This is a genomic window from Salmonella sp. K21076, assembly GCF_039650795.1.
In the GTDB taxonomy this organism is placed as follows: Bacteria; Pseudomonadota; Gammaproteobacteria; order Enterobacterales; family Enterobacteriaceae; genus Salmonella; species Salmonella enterica.
The window spans coordinates 113,807-136,225 of the sequence record NZ_JBCLYA010000047.1 but is presented as its reverse complement, the minus strand read 5'-3'; the positions used below and the strand labels follow the sequence as shown (position 1 = coordinate 136,225).

The 22,419-nt window shown below is 54.8% G+C and carries 23 protein-coding genes and 1 pseudogene; 12 read left to right on the top strand and 12 right to left on the bottom strand.

Features of this window, described 5'->3' with window-relative positions:
• Positions 1-45: 45 nt before the first annotated feature.
• The 3 genes from nikR to AAYN39_RS15555 all read right to left on the bottom strand — a co-directional run bounded on the left by nikR (position 46) and on the right by AAYN39_RS15555 (position 2,217).
• The gene (gene nikR, locus AAYN39_RS15565; RefSeq protein WP_001190057.1) at positions 46-447 is read right to left on the bottom strand and encodes a nickel-responsive transcriptional regulator NikR; all 402 of its coding nucleotides are present in this window, start codon (positions 445-447) and stop codon (positions 46-48) included.
• 90 nt (positions 448-537) lie between these two features.
• Positions 538-1,116 carry a 4'-phosphopantetheinyl transferase AcpT gene (gene acpT, locus AAYN39_RS15560; RefSeq protein WP_000284366.1) on the bottom strand — a complete coding sequence of 193 codons (579 nt, stop codon included), beginning with the start codon at positions 1,114-1,116 and terminating at the stop codon, positions 538-540.
• Positions 1,117-1,167: 51 nt separating this feature from the next.
• The gene (locus AAYN39_RS15555) at positions 1,168-2,217 is read right to left on the bottom strand and encodes an AI-2E family transporter (protein WP_000179588.1); all 1,050 of its coding nucleotides are present in this window, start codon (positions 2,215-2,217) and stop codon (positions 1,168-1,170) included.
• 89 nt (positions 2,218-2,306) lie between these two features.
• Here AAYN39_RS15555 and AAYN39_RS15550 point away from each other — a divergent pair, with 89 nt between their 5' ends.
• On the top strand, positions 2,307-3,566 hold the full coding sequence (locus AAYN39_RS15550) for an MFS transporter (protein WP_014341530.1): 1,260 nt from the start codon (positions 2,307-2,309) through the stop codon (positions 3,564-3,566).
• Between the two features lie 3 nt (positions 3,567-3,569).
• On the opposite strand, the gene AAYN39_RS15545 is transcribed toward AAYN39_RS15550, so the two are convergent.
• Positions 3,570-4,127 (bottom strand): DcrB family lipoprotein, encoded by a 558-nt coding sequence (locus tag AAYN39_RS15545; RefSeq protein ID WP_001245277.1) that lies wholly within the window; start codon positions 4,125-4,127, stop codon positions 3,570-3,572.
• A gap of 72 nt (positions 4,128-4,199) precedes the next feature.
• The gene (locus tag AAYN39_RS15540; RefSeq protein WP_000187489.1) at positions 4,200-4,865 is read right to left on the bottom strand and encodes a 7-cyano-7-deazaguanine/7-aminomethyl-7-deazaguanine transporter; all 666 of its coding nucleotides are present in this window, start codon (positions 4,863-4,865) and stop codon (positions 4,200-4,202) included.
• 169 nt (positions 4,866-5,034) lie between these two features.
• Here AAYN39_RS15540 and tusA point away from each other — a divergent pair, with 169 nt between their 5' ends.
• Positions 5,035-5,280 (top strand): sulfurtransferase TusA, encoded by a 246-nt coding sequence (gene tusA, locus AAYN39_RS15535; RefSeq protein WP_001541054.1) that lies wholly within the window; start codon positions 5,035-5,037, stop codon positions 5,278-5,280.
• A 23-nt stretch (positions 5,281-5,303) separates the two neighbouring features.
• Here tusA and AAYN39_RS15530 read toward each other — a convergent pair whose 3' ends face one another.
• The 3 genes from AAYN39_RS15530 to AAYN39_RS15520 all read right to left on the bottom strand — a co-directional run bounded on the left by AAYN39_RS15530 (position 5,304) and on the right by AAYN39_RS15520 (position 10,049).
• Positions 5,304-6,947 (bottom strand): methyl-accepting chemotaxis citrate transducer, encoded by a 1,644-nt coding sequence (locus tag AAYN39_RS15530; RefSeq protein WP_000789682.1) that lies wholly within the window; start codon positions 6,945-6,947, stop codon positions 5,304-5,306.
• A gap of 196 nt (positions 6,948-7,143) precedes the next feature.
• On the bottom strand, positions 7,144-9,342 hold the full coding sequence (gene zntA, locus AAYN39_RS15525) for a Zn(II)/Cd(II)/Pb(II) translocating P-type ATPase ZntA (RefSeq protein ID WP_000106671.1): 2,199 nt from the start codon (positions 9,340-9,342) through the stop codon (positions 7,144-7,146).
• Positions 9,343-9,422: 80 nt separating this feature from the next.
• Positions 9,423-10,049, bottom strand: a complete 627-nt coding sequence (locus tag AAYN39_RS15520) for a lysoplasmalogenase (protein ID WP_000964735.1) — start codon at positions 10,047-10,049, stop codon at positions 9,423-9,425.
• A gap of 141 nt (positions 10,050-10,190) precedes the next feature.
• On the opposite strand from AAYN39_RS15520, the gene AAYN39_RS15515 reads away from it, so the two are divergent.
• Positions 10,191-10,562, top strand: coding sequence for a DUF2500 family protein (locus tag AAYN39_RS15515; RefSeq protein ID WP_000042855.1), 372 nt, complete (start codon positions 10,191-10,193; stop codon positions 10,560-10,562).
• A gap of 21 nt (positions 10,563-10,583) precedes the next feature.
• Here AAYN39_RS15515 and AAYN39_RS15510 read toward each other — a convergent pair whose 3' ends face one another.
• Both AAYN39_RS15510 and rsmD read right to left on the bottom strand, forming a co-directional pair.
• Entirely contained in the window at positions 10,584-10,853 is a 270-nt protein-coding gene (locus AAYN39_RS15510) for a DUF1145 family protein (RefSeq protein ID WP_001681701.1), read from the bottom strand.
• Positions 10,843-11,439, bottom strand: a complete 597-nt coding sequence (rsmD, locus tag AAYN39_RS15505; RefSeq protein WP_000743275.1) for a 16S rRNA (guanine(966)-N(2))-methyltransferase — start codon at positions 11,437-11,439, stop codon at positions 10,843-10,845. Before rsmD ends, AAYN39_RS15510 begins: the two co-directional genes overlap by 11 nt.
• 125 nt (positions 11,440-11,564) lie before the next feature.
• Between rsmD and ftsY the strand changes: the two genes are divergently transcribed.
• The 5 genes and pseudogenes from ftsY to livJ all read left to right on the top strand — a co-directional run bounded on the left by ftsY (position 11,565) and on the right by livJ (position 17,284).
• Entirely contained in the window at positions 11,565-13,040 is a 1,476-nt protein-coding gene (gene ftsY / locus AAYN39_RS15500) for a signal recognition particle-docking protein FtsY (RefSeq protein WP_001118701.1), read from the top strand.
• 2 nt (positions 13,041-13,042) lie between these two features.
• Entirely contained in the window at positions 13,043-13,711 is a 669-nt protein-coding gene (gene ftsE, locus AAYN39_RS15495) for a cell division ATP-binding protein FtsE (protein WP_000617729.1), read from the top strand.
• Positions 13,704-14,759, top strand: coding sequence for a permease-like cell division protein FtsX (gene ftsX / locus AAYN39_RS15490; protein ID WP_001081708.1), 1,056 nt, complete (start codon positions 13,704-13,706; stop codon positions 14,757-14,759). The genes ftsE and ftsX overlap by 8 nt, the downstream gene beginning before the upstream one ends.
• Positions 14,760-15,004: 245 nt before the next feature.
• On the top strand, positions 15,005-15,859 hold the full coding sequence (gene rpoH, locus AAYN39_RS15485; protein WP_000159621.1) for an RNA polymerase sigma factor RpoH: 855 nt from the start codon (positions 15,005-15,007) through the stop codon (positions 15,857-15,859).
• Positions 15,860-16,180: 321 nt separating this feature from the next.
• Positions 16,181-17,284, top strand: a pseudogene (gene livJ / locus AAYN39_RS15480) (branched chain amino acid ABC transporter substrate-binding protein LivJ).
• Between the two features lie 83 nt (positions 17,285-17,367).
• Here livJ and AAYN39_RS15475 read toward each other — a convergent pair.
• Entirely contained in the window at positions 17,368-17,502 is a 135-nt protein-coding gene (locus tag AAYN39_RS15475; protein ID WP_001517957.1) for a hypothetical protein, read from the bottom strand.
• Positions 17,480-17,863, bottom strand: a complete 384-nt coding sequence (gene panM / locus AAYN39_RS15470) for an aspartate 1-decarboxylase autocleavage activator PanM (protein ID WP_000778873.1) — start codon at positions 17,861-17,863, stop codon at positions 17,480-17,482. The genes AAYN39_RS15475 and panM overlap by 23 nt, the downstream gene beginning before the upstream one ends.
• 421 nt (positions 17,864-18,284) lie before the next feature.
• Here panM and livK point away from each other — a divergent pair, with 421 nt between their 5' ends.
• Genes livK through livG form a run of 4 tightly spaced genes read left to right on the top strand, consistent with a single transcriptional unit; the run spans position 18,285 to position 22,418 of the window.
• Positions 18,285-19,394 (top strand): high-affinity branched-chain amino acid ABC transporter substrate-binding protein LivK, encoded by a 1,110-nt coding sequence (livK, locus tag AAYN39_RS15465; RefSeq protein ID WP_000822976.1) that lies wholly within the window; start codon positions 18,285-18,287, stop codon positions 19,392-19,394.
• Positions 19,395-19,453: 59 nt separating this feature from the next.
• Positions 19,454-20,380: a high-affinity branched-chain amino acid ABC transporter permease LivH gene (gene livH / locus AAYN39_RS15460; RefSeq protein ID WP_000003007.1), complete on the top strand. Its 927-nt coding sequence runs from the start codon at positions 19,454-19,456 to the stop codon at positions 20,378-20,380.
• A complete protein-coding gene (gene livM, locus AAYN39_RS15455; protein WP_000803764.1) occupies positions 20,377-21,654 on the top strand; it encodes a branched chain amino acid ABC transporter permease LivM in 1,278 nt (425 codons plus the stop codon). Before livH ends, livM begins: the two co-directional genes overlap by 4 nt.
• A complete protein-coding gene (livG, locus tag AAYN39_RS15450) occupies positions 21,651-22,418 on the top strand; it encodes a high-affinity branched-chain amino acid ABC transporter ATP-binding protein LivG (RefSeq protein ID WP_000082083.1) in 768 nt (255 codons plus the stop codon). The genes livM and livG overlap by 4 nt, the downstream gene beginning before the upstream one ends.
• Position 22,419 lies beyond the last annotated feature (1 nt).

Sequence of the window (22,419 nt, the reverse complement as noted above, 5' to 3'; positions counted from 1 at the left end):
ACGTAGGCCGGGCAAGCGAAGCGCCCCCGGCAAGGCGCTGGGGCGTTAGTCTTCTTTCGGCAAACATTGCAAGTGGCCGTGGCGCACGCCGCGCTGGGCGATAACATCATCGGCAAAATGCTGTACGTCGCCCATATCGCCCTTCAGAACGGCGATCTCCAGACAGTCATCGTGGTTGATATGGACGTGCAGCGTGGCGACGGATAAATCATGATGATGATGCTGGGTGGAGACGATGCGGCTGGCTAAATCCCGTTTCTCATGTTCATAAACATATGAAAGTACCGCGAAACCCTGTGTACCGTGTTCCTGGGTGGCCTCCTGCGCCAGAGCGCCGCGCAGAATATCACGGATCGCTTCGGAGCGATTGTTATAGCCGCGTCGCTGGCTCAGGCTGTCCAGCGTTTCCAGTAAATCGTCATCGAGGGTGATGGTGACACGTTGCATCTGACTTAAACCTTTTGGTATGGCGCGTCGGCGCATGGGAAGCTCCGCATTTTGTAACACACGTCCGCCGCCAGAGGGAAAATTAATGTGTCATAACGCTTTTGTTATCGTCTGCGGCGTCAGCGTAAACGGTGTGGGGGTACAGACTGCCAGACTGAGCGTATCGAGCTGACACTGGCTGACCGACAAGGCAGAGGGCAACGTGCTGTCCACGCTGACGATTTGCCAGGCGCTGCCGCCGCGTTGTTTTACGATGGCTTCTTTACGCGTCCAGATACGCCAGAAGGCCGCCAGTTGTCGCTCCGGACGTTCCGCTTCCATTTCAGCATGTTCGCCGAGGCTGAATACCGCATTTGCCAGCGAACGCCAGTTATCGCGCGGGCGGATCACTTCAATATCGCAGCCGACTTCACCTTCGTCGCTAAGCAACAGAGCAATAGTGTCGCCGCTATGGCTGAGGTTAAACCACAGCGGCGTTCCGGCGGAAAAAGCCGGTTTACCCTGTTCGCCATACACCATCTCCGGTAGCGGCGAGAGCGCACGGGAAAGCAGCACGCGCCCGGCCAGCCAGCTTGCCCGGCGAACGCCCTGCGGCGCCTGAGCGATTAACGCGTCGGGCAATTGACCTGCGCTTAATGTTGACACTTTTCCCAGAACGATCTGGTACATATCAGGACCAACGTTGCCTATGAAGAAGAGGAGATTGTAGCATCTGTCGCCTCATCCCGGTAAACGGCTTTTCGGTCGGCCTGGCCCCAGTAAGATCGCCAGTTTGCTGCCGCCTTTAGTGGTTTCCATCCAGATTTTGCAGACGCTGGTCAAAGGAACGGACAAGAGCATCCCGACCGGGCCTAATAGCCATCCCCAGACCAGTAACGAAAGAAATACCACCAGCGTGGACATCCCCAGACGATGGCCCATCATGCGTGGCTCCATAATGTTGCCAATCACCATATGAACCACCAAAAAGAGCGCGCCGACCAGTACGCATTCGTAAAAGCCGTTAAATAACAACGCCTGAATCATGGGGGGAACGGCGGAAATCACCGAGCCGATATTAGGAACGTAATTGAGCAAAAAGGCCAGTACGCCCCACATTAGCGCAAACTGAATATCCATTAATGCCAGCCCCAGCCAGATAATCGCGCCCGTCCATAGACTGAGCAGCGTTTTCAGCGCCAGATAATGCGAGACGCCTTTCAGGGCGCGGTGCAGGCCGGCAATATGGATTTGTGGATTGTTAAGCGCGAAACGTAATTTATAAGGCACGTGACGCACCTCAAACAGCATAAAAACCACGGTCATCACCAGCAGCACAATGCTTGCCATCGCGCCCGATACGCCGGTCATTAATGTTGTGGTGAAGAGCATGATTTTATCGGAATCCATCCCACGGAGCATACGTTCCGGCGACATATGTAAATTCAGGAAGGGCATTAACTCCTGAAGATGTAAAACCTTACGCGTCAGCTCCTTGCTGTATTTAGGCAGCATAGCGATAAATTCATTAAGCGATGCGGCAAGCACACCCACCAGCGCGGTAAGCACGATCAGCATGACGACCACCACGATAGTAATCGCCAGCGGTCGCTTCACGCCCCGGCGAATAAACCAGGTCACTAATGGATTAAGAACGATGGCGAAAAAGAGCGCCAGTAAGAGTTGTACAATAATATCCGCCGCGGCATGAATCCCGGCGAGAATAATAACCAGGGAGGCCAGTTTCAGCAGAATATGCATACCCGTTTTGTCGGGTTGAGCGGTTGCCATGAAGTTTTCCTTGTTGTGTTTTTTTCTAAGTGTAGCGGCTGCCCTGATACCGATAATCTGAATCTCACTACTGATTTTCACCGCGCGCCATGATAGAAAAGAAAACATGTTGTAAAAATGCGGTGATACTCATGCCCGAACCCGTCGCTGAACCGGCGCTAAACGGATTGCGCCTCAATCTGCGTATTGTCTCCATCGTGATGTTTAACTTTGCCAGCTACCTGACTATCGGCCTGCCGCTCGCCGTCTTGCCCGGCTATGTGCATGATGCGATGGGATTCAGCGCGTTCTGGGCGGGGCTTATTATCAGCCTGCAATACTTCGCCACTCTGTTAAGCCGTCCCCATGCCGGGCGGTATGCGGATGTATTAGGGCCGAAAAAAATCGTTGTCTTTGGCTTATGCGGCTGTTTTTTAAGCGGACTCGGCTACCTGCTGGCGGATATCGCCAGCGCCTGGCCGATGATCAATTTGTTGCTACTGGGGCTGGGTCGCGTGATTTTGGGGATTGGGCAAAGTTTTGCCGGCACCGGTTCGACACTGTGGGGCGTCGGCGTCGTCGGGTCGTTGCATATTGGTCGGGTTATCTCCTGGAACGGTATCGTCACCTACGGCGCAATGGCGATGGGCGCGCCGCTGGGCGTGCTGTGTTATGCCTGGGGCGGGTTACAGGGACTGGCGCTAACGGTGATGGGCGTGGCGCTGTTGGCGGTACTGTTAGCCCTTCCACGTCCGTCGGTGAAGGCGAACAAAGGCAAGCCGCTGCCGTTTCGCGCGGTGCTGGGGCGTGTCTGGCTGTATGGTATGGCGTTGGCGCTGGCCTCGGCAGGGTTTGGCGTCATCGCGACGTTTATTACCTTATTTTATGATGCTAAAGGTTGGGATGGCGCCGCCTTTGCGCTCACGTTATTTAGCGTCGCGTTTGTCGGCACGCGTTTGCTGTTCCCTAACGGTATCAATCGCTTAGGCGGGTTGAATGTCGCCATGATCTGCTTTGGCGTGGAGATTATTGGTCTGTTACTGGTGGGGACGGCAGCCATGCCGTGGATGGCAAAAATCGGCGTTTTACTCACGGGGATGGGGTTTTCGCTGGTCTTTCCGGCGCTGGGTGTGGTGGCCGTCAAAGCCGTGCCGCCGCAGAACCAGGGCGCGGCGCTGGCGACCTATACCGTCTTTATGGATATGTCTTTGGGGGTGACCGGGCCGCTGGCGGGGCTGGTGATGACCTGGGCGGGCGTGCCGGTGATTTATCTGGCGGCGGCCGGGCTGGTAGCGATGGCGCTATTACTGACCTGGCGCTTAAAAAAACGGCCTCCGTCTGCACTGCCGGAGGCCGCATCATCGTCGTGAAGGTTACTTAATAACCAACGTATTGATGATGTTTTCAGCTGTGGTTTGCGCTTTTTGCTGATTGTCCGCAGGCAGCGTGACCTGAATCGTCAGCAATTGGTTATCCACTTTGCCCAGCACGATGGAAGAGTACGCCGTCTGGCCTTTCGCGGAGATAATGCTGTCCAGCTGTTGCAACGTATGGCCTTTGAGCTCAATAGACTTATTGGTGACGACCTGAAGCTGCGGGTCGCGGCTACGCTGTTGCTCAAGCAGGCGGTTCGCCAGCACCGGCAACGCTTCATCGGTATTATCGCCGACGATAACAATCACCGCTTTCTGGCCCGTCGGGTCAGAATAAACGTGCATATTATTCGCCTGGGTGCCCAGCTTACCGCTTTGATCGGTCATATCCGCCGGCAGTGAGAAACTGAGTTTGCCATCCATCAGGCTGATGGGCTGACCGGAGGCCTGGCTTTCTGCGGCGGCGCTTTCTGCCGACGCTTTTGTATCGTTGTTATCACAGGCCGCAAGCCCCATAACCAGCAGGCCAATACCGGCATATTTAACCAAATTGCGCATTGACTTCTTCCTTTCGATAAACGGCCATAACGGCTCATTCGCTCATCTTATCACAACTCGGAAAACGAACCTTTAACTTGCCGGTAATGGGGAAATTTCAGATTTATCTGCCAGCTTTTTCAGCAACATATTCAGTAGAACGCCGTACATCGGCAGGAAGAAAATAATGCTGATGAGCACCTTAAAGCAATAATCCACCAGCGCAATTTCCATCCAGTGCCCGGCCATAAAGGCATCGGGGCTTCGCCAGAACGCAATGAAGAAAAAGGCAAGGGTATCGCTGATATTGCCAAACAGCGTTGAAGCGGTCGGCGCCAGCCACCAGCGACGATTTTGGCGCAGGCGGTTAAACACATGGACATCAAGGATCTGTCCCAGCGCGTAGGCCATAAAGCTGGCGGCGGCGATACGGGCGACGAACAGATTAAAGTTCGCCAACGCGGCGAAACCTTGCCAGGCACCCATATAGAACAGCGATGACACCACATATGACACCAGCAGCGCAGGGATCATGACGGCGAAGATAATGCGGCGCGCCAGCGGTGCGCCAAAAATACGCACGGTAAGATCGGTGGCGAGAAAAATAAAAGGAAAACTAAACGCGCCCCAGGTCGTGTGGAAACCAAAAATAGTGATGGGGAGCTGCACCAGATAGTTACTGGAAATGATCACCAGTAAATGGAATAGCGATAGCCAGAACAACGCTTTTATGCGCTGTGATTGTGTAAACGGAGTCATATTGTGACCTTTTTGTTGGATGGGGTGAGGGAACCCAATAAAGAACCGCCGCATAATACTGTTTTGCGCTGGCATTGCAATGGCTAATTTTCACGCAATCGTTAACCTGCTTGGCTTACTGACGAAGATGGGCGTAAAATATCGCCGTTTTTCTACCATTGAGACGAAGATGAGCGATCTGTTTTCCTCCCCTGACCATACGCTTGACGCCCTGGGGCTGCGTTGCCCTGAACCGGTAATGATGGTGCGCAAAACGGTGCGCAACATGCAAACTGGCGAAACATTGCTGATTATCGCCGACGATCCGGCGACGACGCGTGATATTCCGGGGTTCTGTACCTTTATGGAACACGATTTGCTGGCGCAAGAGACGGAGGGTCTGCCGTACCGCTATTTATTGCGTAAAGCGCATTAACCGCACGGCAGATAGCATTCTGATTAGAAGCTTTCCCAGTTCGCCTGTTCTGCGGCGGGCTGTGGCGTTAAGCCTTTGCTTAACGGCGTCGGCGACGCCTCCCGACGAGGTTGTTTCTGGATGCGGAACGCGGCGACCGCCTGACGAAGCTCGTTAGCCTGATCTTCCAGCGCCGCCGCTGCTGCTGCGGATTCCTCTACCAGCGAGGCGTTTTGCTGCGTCACGCTGTCCATTTCCGATACCGCCTGCGCCACCTGCTCAATGCCTTTGCTTTGCTCATCGGAGGCAGAGGCGATTTCGCCCATAATATCGGTCACGCGGGTCACGGCGTTAACGATCTCTTTCATGGTTTCTCCCGCTTCGCGTACCTGCGTAGAGCCGGTATCAATGCGCGACACGGAGTTTTCAATCAGCACTTTGATCTCTTTGGCGGCCTGCGCGCTACGGCTGGCCAACGTGCGTACCTCTCCGGCCACAACCGCGAATCCTCGCCCCTGTTCGCCGGCGCGGGCGGCTTCTACCGCAGCGTTCAGCGCCAGGATATTAGTCTGGAAGGCGATACCGTCAATCACGCTGGTGATGTCCACGATTTTTTCCGAGCTTTCGGCGATATCGTTCATGGTGCTCACTACGTTATCCACCACGCGTCCTCCTTTACGCGCGGTTTCTGATGCGGTTTTCGCCAGACCCGTCGCCTGTCGTGCGTTATCGGTGTTTTGCCGTACCGTGGCGGTTAACTGTTCCATGCTGGCGGCGGTCTCCTCCAGCGCCGAGGCCTGCTGTTCGGTACGGGAAGAGAGGTCGCTGCTGCCAGCGGAAATTTCGCCTGCGCCAGTATAGATAGAGTCTGCGTTATCGCGCACCGCGCTGACGGTACGGATTAACGACTGCTGCATCGTTTTGAGACCGGCAGCCAGTTGGCCCATTTCACTACGTCCTTCAGCCTCTATCTCATGGGTAAGATCGCCGTCGGCGATCGTTTGAATGTGCGCCATAATCCGTTGCAGCGGGCGGAGTAGAACGCGTTGCAGCCCCAGCCAGATAAACGCCAGCACGATGAGCACGATAAGTAGAATTATCCCCAGCGTCCATTGCATCTGGGTAAAACTGCTCTGATTCTGATCGCTGGCTAATTTTATTAATTGCGCATTTTGAGAGAGCCACTGGTCATATACCTGCTCCATGTCATCCTGCGCTTTTTGCGCGTCAAGGTTGCCATAGGCGGCGTAATTATCGGCTTTAAGATAGTGGATAGACTGCTGCAAAACGTCATACATCTGCTTAAAGCTGGCTTCGGCCTGGGCATCCAACGCCGGATCTTTGCCTGCGATCGCTTCGGAGTTCACGTAGTTGTTGAAATGCTTTTCCGCTTCGTTGAGCGACGCGCCAGCGTTGGTTAACAGCGTGTTCATGGCGTCCAGCGAGGCGGGATCGCGCTGATTTTTTAACATGCGTATCGCCACGCGGTTAATGGTGACGCGGGTTTCAATCAATGTCTGAAAACTGCCGCCCAGTTCCTGTTGTTGGTAACTCAGTGCGCTCGCATTCTGGAAATTCAGCCGATCGCTGCTGACGGCGGAATAAAACAGTATTCCTGTCACCAACAATAAGGCGCTAAATATGCCCAGCGTCGCGATAACGCCGGTGATGACTTTGATATTTTTCATAGTGCCTAACATTCCTTATTTTGTAGACGGTATGATCAATATCGGTTGGATAAAAATTAACCTTACATCAAATCGCGCTATTTCTGATTAATGGTTTGATAAGTAATAGAAAATAAATGATTTTCGCGTGAATAATATGTACAAAGAAAGGAATATCGCGGGATAACCCGGCGACATGCCGCCGGGTGGGAGAAGATTAGTTTTTACGCAGCAAACGTAGCGCGTTGGCGGTCACTAATACCGTGGCTCCCGTATCCGCCAGGATTGCCAGCCATAGCCCGGTAAAACCCAGTAGCGTCGTCACCAGGAAAATGGCTTTCAGCCCCAGCGCAATGGTGATGTTCTGCCGGATATTCGCGTGGGTAGCGCGCGCCAGCGTAATCATCTGCGCTAACCCGCGCAGACGGTTATGAGTAAGGGCGGCGTCAGCCGTTTCCAGCGCGACGTCAGTACCGCTGCCCATCGCAATTCCGATACTGGCGGCTTTCATCGCGGGCGCATCATTAATGCCGTCGCCCACCATCGCCAGCGGCGCTTGTTGGTTAAGGGCGGTGACTGCCCGCACCTTATCTTCCGGCAGTAGTCCGGTTTTAAACGCCAGATCCAGCTCGCCGGCAATCGCTGCCGCCGCCCGTGGGTTATCGCCGGTCAGAATCACGCCGTTAACGCCTAACTGATGCAGTTCGCGGATGGCGTCGCGCGCATCGTCACGCAACGTATCCTGGAGGGCGAGGACGCCAACAACGGTCTCGTTACGTAGCACCAGAACCACCGTCTGCCCGGCGTTTTCCAGTTCGCTAATTTGCCCGGCAAACGCTGCCGCAGGCTGTTTTCCCGCCGCGCAAATCAGAATACGTTCGCCGTTAACCTGCGCTTCAATCCCGGTGCCGGCCAGCGTTCGCTGCGATTCCGCCGTCGGGATCGCCAGATCGCGTGTCTGCGCTTCGCGGACAATAGCCTGCGCCAGCGGGTGCGTAGCGCCTTGTTCTACGGCTGCCGCCAGCGCCAACAGTTCAGCCTCGCTGATACCGCTTGCCGGATGAATCGCCGTCACCCGTGGTTTACCGATGGTCAACGTACCGGTTTTATCAAAGGCAACCTGCGTGATACGGCCCAGTTGCTCCAGCGCTGCTCCGCCTTTAATCAATGCGCCGCGCCGTGCCGCCGCCGCCAGCCCGGAGGTAATGGCCGCGGGCGTGGAGATCACCAGCGCGCACGGGCAACCGATTAATAGCAGCGTCAGCCCTTTATAAATCCACTCCTGCCAGCCGCCATCGAACATCAGCGGCGGAATAAGCGTCACCAGCAGCGCGATGACCATAATGACTGGCGTATAGATGCGGCTGAAACGGTCAATAAACCGCTCAATGGGCGCACGGCGCTCTTCCGCCTCTTCAATCAGCGTCAGGATACGGTCAATCGCGCTGGCGCCAGGTTCAGATAGCACCTCCAGGGTGACGAGACGGTCAACGCTGGTCGCGCCTGCCGGGACTTTGTCGCCCGTTGCGCGCTCCACAGGGATAGACTCGCCGGTGAGCGCGCTTTCATCAAAGCTGGCGAAACCGGAAACCAGTTTACCGTCGGCGGGTAAACGCCCCCCGGCGGCGACTTCGATAATATCGCCCGGTCGCAGGGTATTAATAGCGACCTCTTCCCGCACGCCGTCGCGCAGACGGGTCGCCGTTTCCGGTTTAAGCGCCATTAACGCGCTGACGCCTTTACGGGCGCGGCTGGCGGCCCATCCTTCCAGGCGCTCGCCGATGAGGAACAGCAGCAATACCATTGCTGCCTCCGCCGTCGCGCCTATAAACAGCGCGCCAATGGCGGCGACGCTCATCAGCGTTTCAATAGCGAACCAACTGCCGCTTTTCATCAGCCGCAGCGCCTGGCGGGCAATAGGATACAGACCGACCAGAGTGGTGACGATAAAGGCCAGTTGGCCGAACGGGTGGTTAAATTGCTCCAGCCCCCAGCTTATCGCCATCATAATGATCAGCGTAATAAGCGGCAGGTTCTCTTTAAGACGAGATTCAGGCGCGGCGTCGCGCGAATCTTCACTACGCAAGGTATAACCCGCCTTCTGTACGGCGTGTTCAATTTGCGCGCGGAGGTCGGTGTCGGCATCGACCACTAACTTTTCGGTGGCGAACAGCACTTGCGCCTGGTTGACGCCGCGAATTTGGCGTACCGCATTCTCCACTTTTCGGGCGCAGGCGGCGCAGTCCATGCCGGAGATTTTCCAGGTATAGCGCGTGCCTGCCACGGCAGTAGAAACAGGCGCGCTGGACGCGCAATGTTCTTCGCAGCAGCAGCTATCGGCCTTCTGTATTGCCGGGGCTAATCTGAAGGAGGTAAAGGGCGGGACTTTTTTGCCATCGGTATCAGGGGTCGACATAACGTCCTCCGGTTGATGATAATTTTCTCATTAACCGGAGGATACACTCTGGAGTCGACTCCAGAGTCAAGCGCTATTATTTACAGGTACAGCGAGCGAACAATCAGGAAGTGTCCTGCAAAGTAGCAGGCGGCGGCAATCGCGTTATCCGCCCGGAAACGGCGGCGGTAATGGCTACCCAGCCAGACGATATTGCCGATGAACAGCAGCGTCGCGCCGGTAAAGGCCGAAAGGGCTGGCGCCGTTGGGCGGAAGAACCACAGTTCGCCCGCCAGCCAGACCATGACCAGCGTCATGGCGATAAAAGTACATACCGGCCAGCGTAGCTCCTCCAGTCGCGTCCAGATAACGGCGATAAGCAACGCGCCGACTATCAGTAACGCCAGCGGCAGCGGCCAGAAGAACGACAACGTCATTTGGCTGGCAAAGTAAATGGTGTAGAGCAGATGCGATAAGAAAAATGCCCCGACGGCGTACAGCAGGCGTTGACGCGGTAAGAGCGTTAACGCATCGCCGACCAGCGAGGCGCACAGTCCGGCCAACACAAGATAACTGATGGCGTCAAACATCGGCGCTTGCCAGGCCAGTAACAGCAACAGTAATAACGTGACGGGCTTAAAAACCCAGCGTTGCCAGGCTGGCCCGCGATAGGAGGCGTCCACATACAGCCATGCGGACAGGCAGACAGCGATAAACGACCAAAGCATCTTAATTCCTTGAATTCGTTATTTTTTCGCAAACGGTATGCTTGCGGCTCTATTATTCAGTGTAGAGGCCGTGACGGTCAGATGACAACACTATAACGGGCAGGGTATGCTTATTTCCGCATTTTCTGACAGGTTAACAGTATGAGTAAGCCACCGCTTTTCTTCATTATAATCATTGCATTAATCGTAGTTGCCGCGTCGTTCCGCTTCGTTCAGCAACGGCGGGAAAAAGCCGCTAATGAGGCGGCGCCGTTACAGCAAAAGCAGGTCGTGGTCAGCAATAAACGGGAGAAGCCGGTTAACGACCGACGCTCTCGCCAGCAGGAAGTGAGCCCGGCGGGAACCAGTATGCGCTATGAGGCCAGTTTTAAGCCGCTCAATGGCGGTCTGGAAAAAACGTTCCGTTTACAAGCGCAGCAGTACCACGCTTTGACGGTGGGCGATCAAGGTACGCTAAGCTATAAGGGAACGCGGTTCGTCGGATTTGTTAGCCGTACCCCGGATAACGAATAAACCGTCATCCGGCAGCAAACGTTATTTTTTGTTCTTAAACTTCTTCTGCCAGACCAGCAGCTCAAACACGCTGAACAGGAAAATGCGGATTTTCTCTCCCGTCGTCATCTGCGGACCCGCTTTCGGTATCGTTGATTTCAGCAACGCCAACTGCATACCGTGCATCAGCGCCATGAACACCAACGCCACGTTGACGAAGATATTGAGCGGGCGCGGGAAGGGATGCACCAGATTAAGAATCAAAAATGCCCACACGAAGAGCATTAATAAGCGGCCCAGATTAATCAACATCATTTTCTCCTTGCGCGTCGCGCTGATACAGACGATAAGCGACCTGTCCGGCCACCTTTTCTCGATACAATGCCCAGTTCGCCGGAACGGGCGGCAGACCGTTTTCCACCTCGCTTTCTACGTAGATTAGCGCGTCGTCGGCCAGCCATCCCTGGGTTTCTAGCAATTGTAACGTCTCTTCCAGCAGTCCTTTACGAAACGGCGGGTCGACAAAGACGACGTGATGCGGCGTCCCCGGCTGGCTGAGGAAGGCCAGAGTATTGGTATTGACGACGCGAGCATTGTTGGCTTTCAGCGTCGCCAGATTTTTTTGCAACTGCTGCGATACGGCGCGATCCATTTCCAGTAACGTTGCCTGGGCCGCATAACGCGATAGCGCTTCCAGACCCAGCGCGCCGCTGCCGGCAAAGCAATCCAGACAATGGGCGTCTACCATTACCGGAGCCAGCCAGTTAAATAACGTTTCGCGCACGCGATCGGTGGTAGGACGCAGACCCGGGCTGTCCGGAACCGGTAATTTACGGCCACGCCATTGCCCGCCAATAATGCGGATTTGGCCGCTGCCAGAGTGAGTCGGTTTTTTCATTTCTCTTGCTCGAACCGCCTGTTGCAAGTTATTCCAGGCGGTGATGTGAATTAAGTTAAGTGATAGACTATTTCATCATTTTTTTAGCTTCCATGTATATAGCGCCGCGAGGGGTGTAGTCGCAGATGGCAAAACAGAAAAAACGTGGCTTCTTTTCCTGGTTGGGCTTCGGTGATAAAGAGCAGAAGCAGGAACAGACCGAAGAACAGCAGATTGTTGAGGAACAACGACCGGTTGAGCCCCCTGTTGAAACGGCGGCAGACGTAGACGCGCAAACGCCCGCGCACAGCAAAGCAGAAACAGAAGCCTTTGCGGAAGAGGTGGTGGACGTTACTGAGAAAGTTCAGGAGAGCGAAAAACCGCAGCCGGTAGAGCCGGAGCCCACGGCGGCCATTGAGATGGCAGCGCCGCAGATCGCGGTGGAACGCGAGGAATTGCCGCTGCCGGAAGAGGTCAAAGACGAGGCTATCTCGCCGGAAGAGTGGCAGGCCGAAGCGGAAACCGTAGAGGTCATTGCCGCGGTAGAAGAAGAGGGCGAAAACGCGGCGAAATTCACCGACGAAGAGCTGGAAGCGCAGGCGCTGGCCGCTCAGGCGGCGGAAGAGGCGGTGATGGTTGTTCCGCCGGCGGAAGAAGACGCGCCGGTGGAAGCGATCGTTCAGGAGCAGGAAAAACCGACTAAAGAAGGTTTCTTTGCCCGCCTGAAACGCAGTCTGCTGAAAACCAAAGAAAATCTCGGTTCCGGATTTATCAGTCTGTTCCGCGGCAAGAAAATCGACGATGATTTGTTCGAGGAGCTGGAAGAGCAGTTGCTCATCGCTGATGTCGGGGTGGAAACCACGCGTAAGATTATCGCTAATCTGACGGAAGGCGCCAGCCGCAAACAGCTTAAAGATGCCGAGGCGCTGTATGGTCTGTTGAAAGACGAGATGGGCGAGATTCTGGCGAAGGTAGACGAACCGCTTAATATTGAAGGTAAAACGCCTTTTGTTATTCTGATGGTTGGCGTGAACGGCGTGGGTAAAACCACCACTATCGGTAAACTGGCGCGCCAGTTTGAGCAGCAGGGTAAATCAGTGATGCTGGCGGCGGGGGATACTTTCCGCGCGGCGGCGGTCGAACAGCTACAGGTCTGGGGACAGCGTAACAACATTCCGGTTATCGCCCAGCATACCGGCGCGGACTCCGCCTCGGTGATTTTTGACGCTATCCAGGCCGCGAAGGCGCGTAATGTGGATGTGTTAATTGCCGATACGGCAGGGCGTTTGCAGAACAAGTCGCACCTGATGGAAGAGCTGAAAAAAATCGTTCGCGTCATGAAAAAGCTGGACGAAGAAGCGCCACATGAAGTTATGCTGACCATTGACGCCAGCACCGGACAGAACGCGGTAAGCCAGGCCAAACTGTTCCATGAAGCGGTGGGCTTAACCGGTATTACCCTGACCAAGCTGGACGGTACGGCGAAAGGCGGGGTGATTTTCTCGGTAGCTGACCAGTTTGGCATTCCTATCCGTTACATTGGCGTGGGCGAACGTATCGAGGATTTGCGTCCGTTTAAGGCGGACGATTTTATTGAGGCACTTTTTGCCCGAGAGGATTAACAATGATTCGCTTTGAACATGTCAGCAAGGCCTATCTCGGCGGGAGACAAGCGCTGCAGGGAGTGACATTCCATATGCGGCCAGGCGAGATGGCGTTTCTGACCGGCCACTCCGGCGCGGGGAAAAGTACCCTGCTGAAGCTAATCTGTGGGATTGAGCGGCCCAGCGCCGGCAAAATCTTCTTCAGCGGGCATGATATTACGCGCCTGAAAAACCGCGAAGTGCCGTTTTTGCGCCGCCAGATTGGGATGATTTTCCAGGATCACCATCTGCTGATGGATCGCACGGTCTATGACAATGTGGCGATACCGTTAATCATTGCCGGCGCCAGCGGCGATGATATCCGTCGTCGTGTGTCGGCGGCGCTGGATAAGGTTGGACTACTGGACAAAGCGAGAAACTTCCCGATTCAACTCTCCGGAGGCGAACAACAGCGCGTGGGCATCGCCCGCGCGGTGGTCAATAAGCCAGCGGTATTGCTGGCGGATGAACCGACCGGGAACCTGGACGACGCGTTGTCGGAAGGGATTTTACGTCTGTTTGAAGAGTTTAACCGCGTAGGGGTGACGGTACTGATGGCGACGCACGATATTGGACTTATCTCGCGTCGTTCCTATAGGCAGCTCGTCCTGAGCGATGGACATCTGCATGGAGGCCTGGCCAATGAATAGGCGCGACGCGATTAACCAAATCAGGCAGTTCGGCGGACGGCTGGATCGACTGCGTAAGTCTCGCGGCGGAACAGGCGGCGGGCGCAACGCGCCAGGACGCCAGAAGCCGACGCCGAAACCGAACTCACGTAAAACAAATGTTTTTAATGAACAGGTGCGCTATGCTTGGCACGGTGCGCTGCAAGATCTGAAAAGCAAACCGCTGGCGACGTTTCTGACGGTGATGGTGATCGCCATCTCCCTGACGCTGCCCAGCGTCTGTTACATGGTCTATAAGAACGTCAACCAGGCGGCGACTCAGTACTATCCGTCGCCGCAGATCACCGTTTATCTGCAAAAAACGCTGGATGATGACGCGGCGGCGCGGGTCGTTGGGCAGCTTCAGGCCGAGCAGGGCGTTGAGAAGGTCAACTACCTGTCCCGTGAGGACGCGCTGGGCGAATTCCGCAACTGGTCGGGTTTTGGCGGCGCGCTGGACATGCTGGAAGAGAACCCGCTACCGGCGGTGGCGGTGGTGATCCCCAAGCTGGACTTTCAAAGTACCGCCTCGCTTAATACGCTGCGCGACCGTATCTCGCAGATTAACGGCATTGACGAAGTCCGCATGGATGATAGCTGGTTTGCGCGTCTGGCGGCGCTCACCGGGCTGGTGGGCCGCGTGTCGGCGATGATTGGCGTGCTGATGGTCGCGGCGGTCTTCCTCGTTATCGGCAACAGCGTGCGCCTGAGCATTTTTGCCCGTCGCGACACCATTAACGTGCAAAAGCTGATTGGCGCGACCGATGGCTTTATCCTGCGTCCGTTCCTCTACGGCGGCGCATTGCTCGGTTTTTCCGGCGCGTTTCTTTCACTGATATTGTCTGAAATTTTGGTGATGCGTTTATCATCGGCGGTGACTGAAGTGGCGCAGGTCTTCGGCACGAAGTTTGATCTCAATGGTTTATCGTTCGATGAGTGCCTGTTGCTGCTGCTGGTCTGTTCCATGATCGGCTGGATCGCCGCTTGGCTGGCTACGGTGCAACATTTACGTTACTTTACTCCCGATTGATAAAATCGTGGTATAATCTTTCCCTGCAATGGGCTTCCGTTCGCAGGGAAAGAGTCCCTGTTGTCTCTTCCCCGCGTTTCATCTTCATGTCACATTATGTGTGTAAATTATGCACAGTGTTACATTGAACTTGTGGATAAAATCACTGTCTGATAAAAGAGTGGATGATATTCTCGTTGCTCATCGGCTTTGGCACGGTTGTTGCTCGCTGACGGTGCCAGGCAATACTGATTGAGAGGATTTGAATGACCAAAGAAATGCAAAATTTAGCTTTAGCCCCTGTTGGCAACCTGGAATCTTATATCCGGGCGGCGAACGCGTGGCCGATGTTATCGGCTGACGAGGAGCGGGCATTGGCTGAAAGGCTGCATTACCAGGGCGATCTGGAAGCAGCTAAAACGCTGATCCTGTCTCACCTGCGCTTTGTTGTTCATATTGCTCGTAACTATGCGGGCTATGGTCTGCCGCAGGCGGATTTGATCCAGGAAGGCAACATCGGCCTGATGAAAGCCGTACGTCGTTTCAACCCGGAAGTAGGCGTGCGCCTGGTCTCCTTCGCCGTACACTGGATTAAAGCAGAAATTCACGAATACGTGCTGCGTAACTGGCGTATCGTTAAAGTCGCAACCACGAAAGCGCAGCGTAAGCTGTTCTTTAATCTGCGTAAAACCAAGCAGCGTCTGGGCTGGTTTAATCAGGATGAGGTTGAAATGGTGGCGCGCGAACTGGGTGTTTCCAGTAAAGACGTGCGTGAGATGGAGTCGCGTATGGCGGCGCAGGACATGACGTTTGACATGTCTTCGGACGATGAGTCCGACAGCCAGCCAATGGCGCCGGTGCTGTATCTGCAGGATAAATCGTCTAACTTTGCCGACGGCATTGAAGACGATAACTGGGAAGAGCAGGCCGCTAACCGACTGACCGATGCGATGCAGGGGCTCGACGAGCGTAGCCAGGATATTATCCGCGCTCGCTGGCTGGACGAAGACAATAAGTCTACGTTGCAGGAGCTGGCCGATCGTTACGGCGTCTCCGCTGAGCGTGTGCGCCAGCTTGAAAAGAACGCCATGAAAAAGCTTCGCGCTGCGATCGAAGCGTAATCTTCGCGAATTGCCAATGAACCCTCGAATGTGAATTCGGGGGTTTTGTTTTTTGTAGGCCGGATAAGGCGTTTACGCTGCTATCCGGCAACACGTTTGCCCGATGTCGCTTCGCTTATCTGGCCTACGGGCCCTTCCTCTCCCCCACCGACACAAATCTGTTATCTGGATGTAAATTTAGCTATTCCAAAATAATAAAAATCGGGTATGTTTTAGCAGAGTATGCTGCTAAAGCACGGGTAGCTAGCCAATAATCGAAATAAAGTGCTGAACAATAACACCACAACACACGTAACAACCAGAATAATGGGGATTATCAGGATGAATATGAAGGGTAAAACGTTATTGGCAGGATGTATCGCCCTGTCATTAAGCCATATGGCATTCGCAGAGGACATTAAAGTCGCGGTTGTCGGCGCGATGTCCGGTCCGGTGGCGCAGTATGGCGACCAGGAATTTACCGGTGCGGAGCAGGCAATTGCCGATATCAATGCGAAAGGCGGTATTAAAGGCGATAAGCTCGTCGCGGTGAAATATGACGACGCCTGTGATCCAAAACAGGCGGTAGCGGTCGCTAACAAAGTGGTGAACGACGGCATCAAGTATGTTATCGGTCACTTATGCTCCTCTTCCACACAGCCAGCGTCTGATATCTACGAAGACGAAGGCATCCTGATGATAACCCCGGCGGCGACCGCACCGGAGCTGACCGCGCGCGGCTATAACCTGATTTTGCGCACGACCGGCCTGGACTCTGACTAGGGACCAACGGCGGCAAAGTATATTCTGGAGAAGGTAAAACCGCAGCGCATCGCGATTATCCACGATAAGCAGCAGTACGGCGAAGGGCTGGCGCGCGCGGTGCAGGACGGTCTGAAGAAAGGCGGCGTTAACGTCGTATTCTTTGACGGCATTACCGCCGGCGAAAAAGATTTCTCCACTCTGGTAGCGCGTCTGAAAAAAGAGAATATCGACTTTGTCTACTACGGCGGTTATCACCCGGAAATGGGGCAGATTTTGCGCCAGTCCCGCGCCGCAGGGCTGAAAACCCAGTTTATGGGGCCGGAAGGGGTGGCGAACGTCTCGCTGTCTAACATCGCCGGAGAGTCGGCGGAAGGCTTACTGGTCACCAAACCGAAGAACTACGATCAGGTCCCGGCGAACAAACCGATTGTGGATGCCATCAAAGCCAAGAAACAAGATCCTAGCGGCGCATTCGTGTGGACCACCTACGCCGCGCTGCAATCGTTGCAGGCGGGTCTGAACCAGTCTGACGATCCGGCGGAAATTGCCAAATACCTGAAAGGCACCACGGTCGACACCGTAATGGGACCGCTGTCGTGGGATGAGAAAGGCGATCTGAAAGGATTTGAGTTCGGCGTGTTTGACTGGCATGCGAATGGTACGGCGACAGACGCTAAGTAATTTTCCTGGCGCCTTTCGCGCTGCAGGTGCGTTGGCTACGTTATTCAACCCCGGTCACTTACTTATGTAAGCTTCCGGGGATTTCATAACTTGCCGCCTGCCTGCAACGCGAAATTCTTGGAAAATTGCGAGGTGGTTTTTATCTTTTCTCCCGGCATGTAGGCCGGATAAGCGTCAGCGCCATCCGGCTTTCTTTTAGCGCTTCTCCCAGCCGTCATGCTGGGCGGTAAAACCTAACGCCTGCATAAACGCGGCCATCACGCTGCGGTCTTCAACACCGACATCCGCCATCCACCACGACGAGACGTTGGGATTATCGCGGATGACCTCTTCTACCAGGTATTGCCCGACGCCGCGGCGACGGGTGATTTCACGCACGCGTAAGGAATCCAGCGCGCCCTGCGTTCCGCTCAGCGTCACTCTTACGGCGCCCAACAAACGCTCGTTAAACCGCGCGGCATAAATCCGGTGCGTTTCATCTACGCTTAATGAGGAGGCGGAATATTCCGGCCAGATTTTGCCCAGATCGATCTGATCCTGAGCGCTAAAGTGTTCTAAACGAAGAATGGTCAGCTTCATCGACGGCTTGTCCCGATTTCAAAAGATGCGATCAGTGTACCGAAACAGGCAGGCCAGATGCTTTCTCTTTTTTGTGTCATTTACCAGGTTATTAATTTTTTAACAACGATAATTACAGTTTGAAGCATTAGAGAATGGAAAACAGGCAGCATAATTCCCTGAATGCTAGTGAATTATTCCGCTTAATGTGCCGTTATTTTATGCTGACAAGCGTGCTTTTTTTTGTTTATCTATAACGAAAAGCAGAATATTATATTTTCTTAATAGACTGAAAAATAGAGATTTTAATCTTATTATGCTTTAAATGCTGCGCTAACTCATTAATGAGTCAGTAAAAAGCGCACCATTTATAAAAAGTACAGTCTGCTTTTTAACCAGTAAAAAACAAAACATATAACATCACGAATGGGGATACAGGCACATGAAACGGAAAGCGAAAACAATAATCGCAGGGATTGTTGCATTAGCAGTCTCGCAGGGGGCAATGGCAGATGATATTAAAGTCGCCATAGTCGGGGCGATGTCCGGCCCGGTAGCGCAATGGGGCGATATGGAATTTAACGGCGCGCGCCAGGCCATTAAAGACATCAATGCTAAAGGCGGTATTAAAGGCGATAAGCTGGTCGGCGTAGAGTACGATGATGCCTGCGATCCAAAACAGGCGGTGGCGGTGGCCAACAAAATCGTTAACGACGGTATTCAGTACGTTATTGGTCACTTGTGTTCTTCTTCTACTCAGCCAGCATCCGATATCTATGAAGATGAAGGTATTCTGATGATCTCCCCGGGGGCGACTAACCCGGAGCTGACCCAGCGCGGCTATCAGTACATTATGCGTACCGCCGGCCTGGACTCCTCCCAGGGGCCAACGGCCGCGAAATACATCCTGGAAACGGTGAAACCGCAGCGCATCGCTATCATTCACGATAAACAGCAATACGGCGAAGGACTGGCGCGCTCCGTGCAGGATGGCCTGAAGCAGGGCAATGCCAATATTGTCTTTTTTGATGGTATTACCGCCGGCGAAAAAGATTTCTCCGCCCTGATTGCTCGCTTGCAAAAAGAGAATATCGACTTTGTGTATTACGGCGGCTACTACCCGGAAATGGGGCAGATGCTGCGCCAGGCGCGGGCTAATGGCCTGAAAACGCAATTTATGGGGCCGGAAGGCGTGGGTAACGCGTCGCTGTCCAATATTGCGGGCGGTGCGGCGGAAGGCATGTTGGTGACGATGCCAAAACGTTATGACCAGGACCCGGCGAATAAAGCGATTGTCGAGGCGCTGAAAGCCGACAAGAAAGATCCCAGCGGTCCGTATGTCTGGATCACCTACGCCGCCGTCCAGTCGCTGGCGACCGCAATGACGCGTAGCGCCAGCCATGCTCCGCTGGATCTGGTGAAAGATCTTAAAGCGAACGGGGCTGATACCGTTATTGGGCCGCTGAAATGGGATGAAAAAGGCGATCTTAAGGGATTTGAATTTGGCGTCTTCCAGTGGCACGCCGACGGCTCGTCAACCGTCGCGAAGTAATGCCAGAAGATAAGTTATCCCACCGCCCGCACGCCGGGCGGGTTTAAAAAGGTTACCTTATGTCCGAGCAGTTTCTCTATTTCTTGCAGCAGATGTTTAACGGCGTCACGCTGGGGAGCACCTACGCGCTGATTGCTATCGGTTATACGATGGTGTACGGCATTATCGGCATGATCAACTTCGCTCATGGCGAGGTGTATATGATCGGCAGCTACGTCTCTTTTATGATCATCGCCGCGCTAATGATGATGGGAATAGACACCAGTTGGCTACTGGTGGCCGCCGGATTTATCGGCGCGATTATTATTGCCAGCGCCTACGGCTGGAGTATCGAGCGAGTCGCTTACCGGCCTGTGCGCAATTCCAAGCGCCTGATCGCCCTGATTTCCGCCATCGGGATGTCCATCTTTCTGCAAAACTACGTCAGCCTGACGGAAGGTTCGCGCGACGTGGCGTTACCCAGCCTGTTTAACGGCCAGTGGATTGTGGGCAGCAGCGAAAACTTTTCCGCGTCCATCACCACCATGCAGGCGGTTATCTGGATAGTCACCTTTCTGGCTATGCTGGCGCTCACCATTTTCATTCGCTACTCCCGGATGGGCCGCGCCTGCCGCGCCTGCGCGGAGGATCTGAAAATGGCCAGCCTGCTCGGCATTAATACCGACCGCGTCATTGCGCTAACGTTTGTTATCGGCGCGGCAATGGCGGCGGTGGCGGGCGTGCTGCTCGGTCAGTTCTATGGCGTGATTAACCCCTACATCGGTTTTATGGCCGGGATGAAAGCGTTCACCGCGGCGGTGCTGGGCGGTATTGGCAGCATTCCGGGCGCGATGATCGGCGGTCTGATTTTGGGCGTCGCCGAAGCGCTCTCGTCTGCATATTTAAGTACCGAATATAAAGATGTCGTGTCGTTCGCTCTGCTGATTCTGGTACTGCTGGTGATGCCGACCGGTATCCTGGGGCGTCCGGAGGTAGAGAAAGTATGAAACCGATGCATATTGCGATGGCTCTGTTCTCTGCGGCGATGTTCTTCGTTCTGGCTGGCGTCTTTATGGGCGTACAACTGGAGCTGGACGGCACCAAACTGGTGGTGGATACCGCCGCCGACATCCGCTGGCAGTGGATCTTTATCGGTACGGCAGTGGTTTTTTTCTTTCAGTTGCTGCGTCCGATGTTCCAGAAAGCGGTGAAGCACGTCTCCGGACCGAAGTTTATTCTGCCGGCGATCGATGGCTCTACCGTTAAGCAAAAGCTGTTTCTGATGGCGCTGTTGGTTATCGCCGTGGCGTGGCCGTTTATGGTGTCGCGCGGTAGCGTCGATATCGCCACTATGACCATGATTTATATCATCCTCGGTCTGGGGCTGAACGTGGTGGTGGGGCTGTCCGGCCTGCTGGTATTGGGCTACGGCGGCTTTTACGCCATCGGCGCTTATACCTTTGCGCTGCTTAACCACTATTACGGTTTGGGTTTCTGGACCTGCCTGCCGCTGGCGGGACTGGTCTCCGCCGCCGCCGGTTTCCTGCTCGGCTTCCCGGTACTGCGCCTGCGCGGCGACTATCTGGCGATTGTGACGCTCGGCTTCGGCGAAATCGTCCGTATCCTGTTGCTCAACAACACTGAAATTACCGGCGGCCCGAACGGCATCAGCCAGATCCCCAAACCGACGCTGTTTGGTCTGGAGTTTAGCCGCAACACCCGAGAAGGCGGCTGGGATACCTTCAGCAATTTCTTTGGCGTGAAGTACGACCCATCCGACCGGGTCATTTTCCTCTATCTGGTGGCCCTGTTGCTGGTGGTCCTGTCGCTGTTTGTCATTAACCGCCTGCTGCGTATGCCGCTGGGCCGGGCGTGGGAAGCGTTGCGTGAAGATGAGATCGCCTGTCGCTCATTAGGTTTAAGCCCGACGCGCATCAAGCTGACCGCTTTTACTATCAGCGCCGCGTTTGCCGGTTTCGCCGGGACGTTGTTTGCCGCCCGCCAGGGCTTTGTCAGCCCGGAATCCTTCACTTTCGCCGAATCCGCCTTCGTGCTGGCGATTGTGGTGCTGGGCGGAATGGGCTCGCAGTTTGCGGTGATCCTGGCGGCGGTTCTGTTGGTGGTGTCGCGCGAGTTGATGCGCGATTTCAACGAATACAGCATGTTGATGCTCGGCGGTTTAATGGTGTTGATGATGATCTGGCGCCCGCAGGGATTGCTGCCGATGACGCGTCCGCAGTTGAAGCTGAAAAGTGGTCAGGCGAAAGGAGAGCAGGCATGAGTCAGCCATTATTAGCGGTTAACGGCCTGATGATGCGCTTTGGCGGTTTGCTGGCGGTCAACAATGTATCGCTGGAATTGCGTGAGCGGGAAATTGTGTCGCTGATTGGCCCTAACGGCGCGGGTAAAACGACGGTGTTTAACTGCCTGACCGGTTTTTATAAGCCGACAGGCGGTACGATCACGTTGCGCGAGCGGCATCTGGAAGGATTGCCGGGCCAGCAGATCGCCCGCATGGGCGTGGTACGCACTTTCCAGCATGTGCGCCTGTTTCGCGAAATGACGGTGATTGAAAACCTGCTGGTGGCGCAGCACCAGCAACTGAAAACGGGCCTCTTTTCCGGCCTGTTGAAAACGCCCGCTTTCCGCCGCGCGCAAAGTGAAGCGCTGGACCGCGCGGCGACCTGGCTTGAGCGTATTGGCCTGCTGGAACATGCCAACCGCCAGGCCAGTAATCTGGCCTACGGCGACCAGCGCCGGCTGGAGATTGCCCGCTGCATGGTGACGCAGCCAGAAATTCTGATGCTCGACGAACCGGCGGCCGGCCTTAACCCGAAAGAGACCAAAGAGCTGGATGAGCTGATTGCCGAACTACGTAACCATCACAACACCACTATCTTGCTGATTGAACACGATATGAAGCTGGTGATGGGCATTTCCGATCGCATTTACGTGGTGAACCAGGGCACGCCGCTGGCGAACGGCACGCCGGAAGAGATCCGCAACAACCCGGACGTCATCCGCGCTTATCTGGGTGAGGCATAAG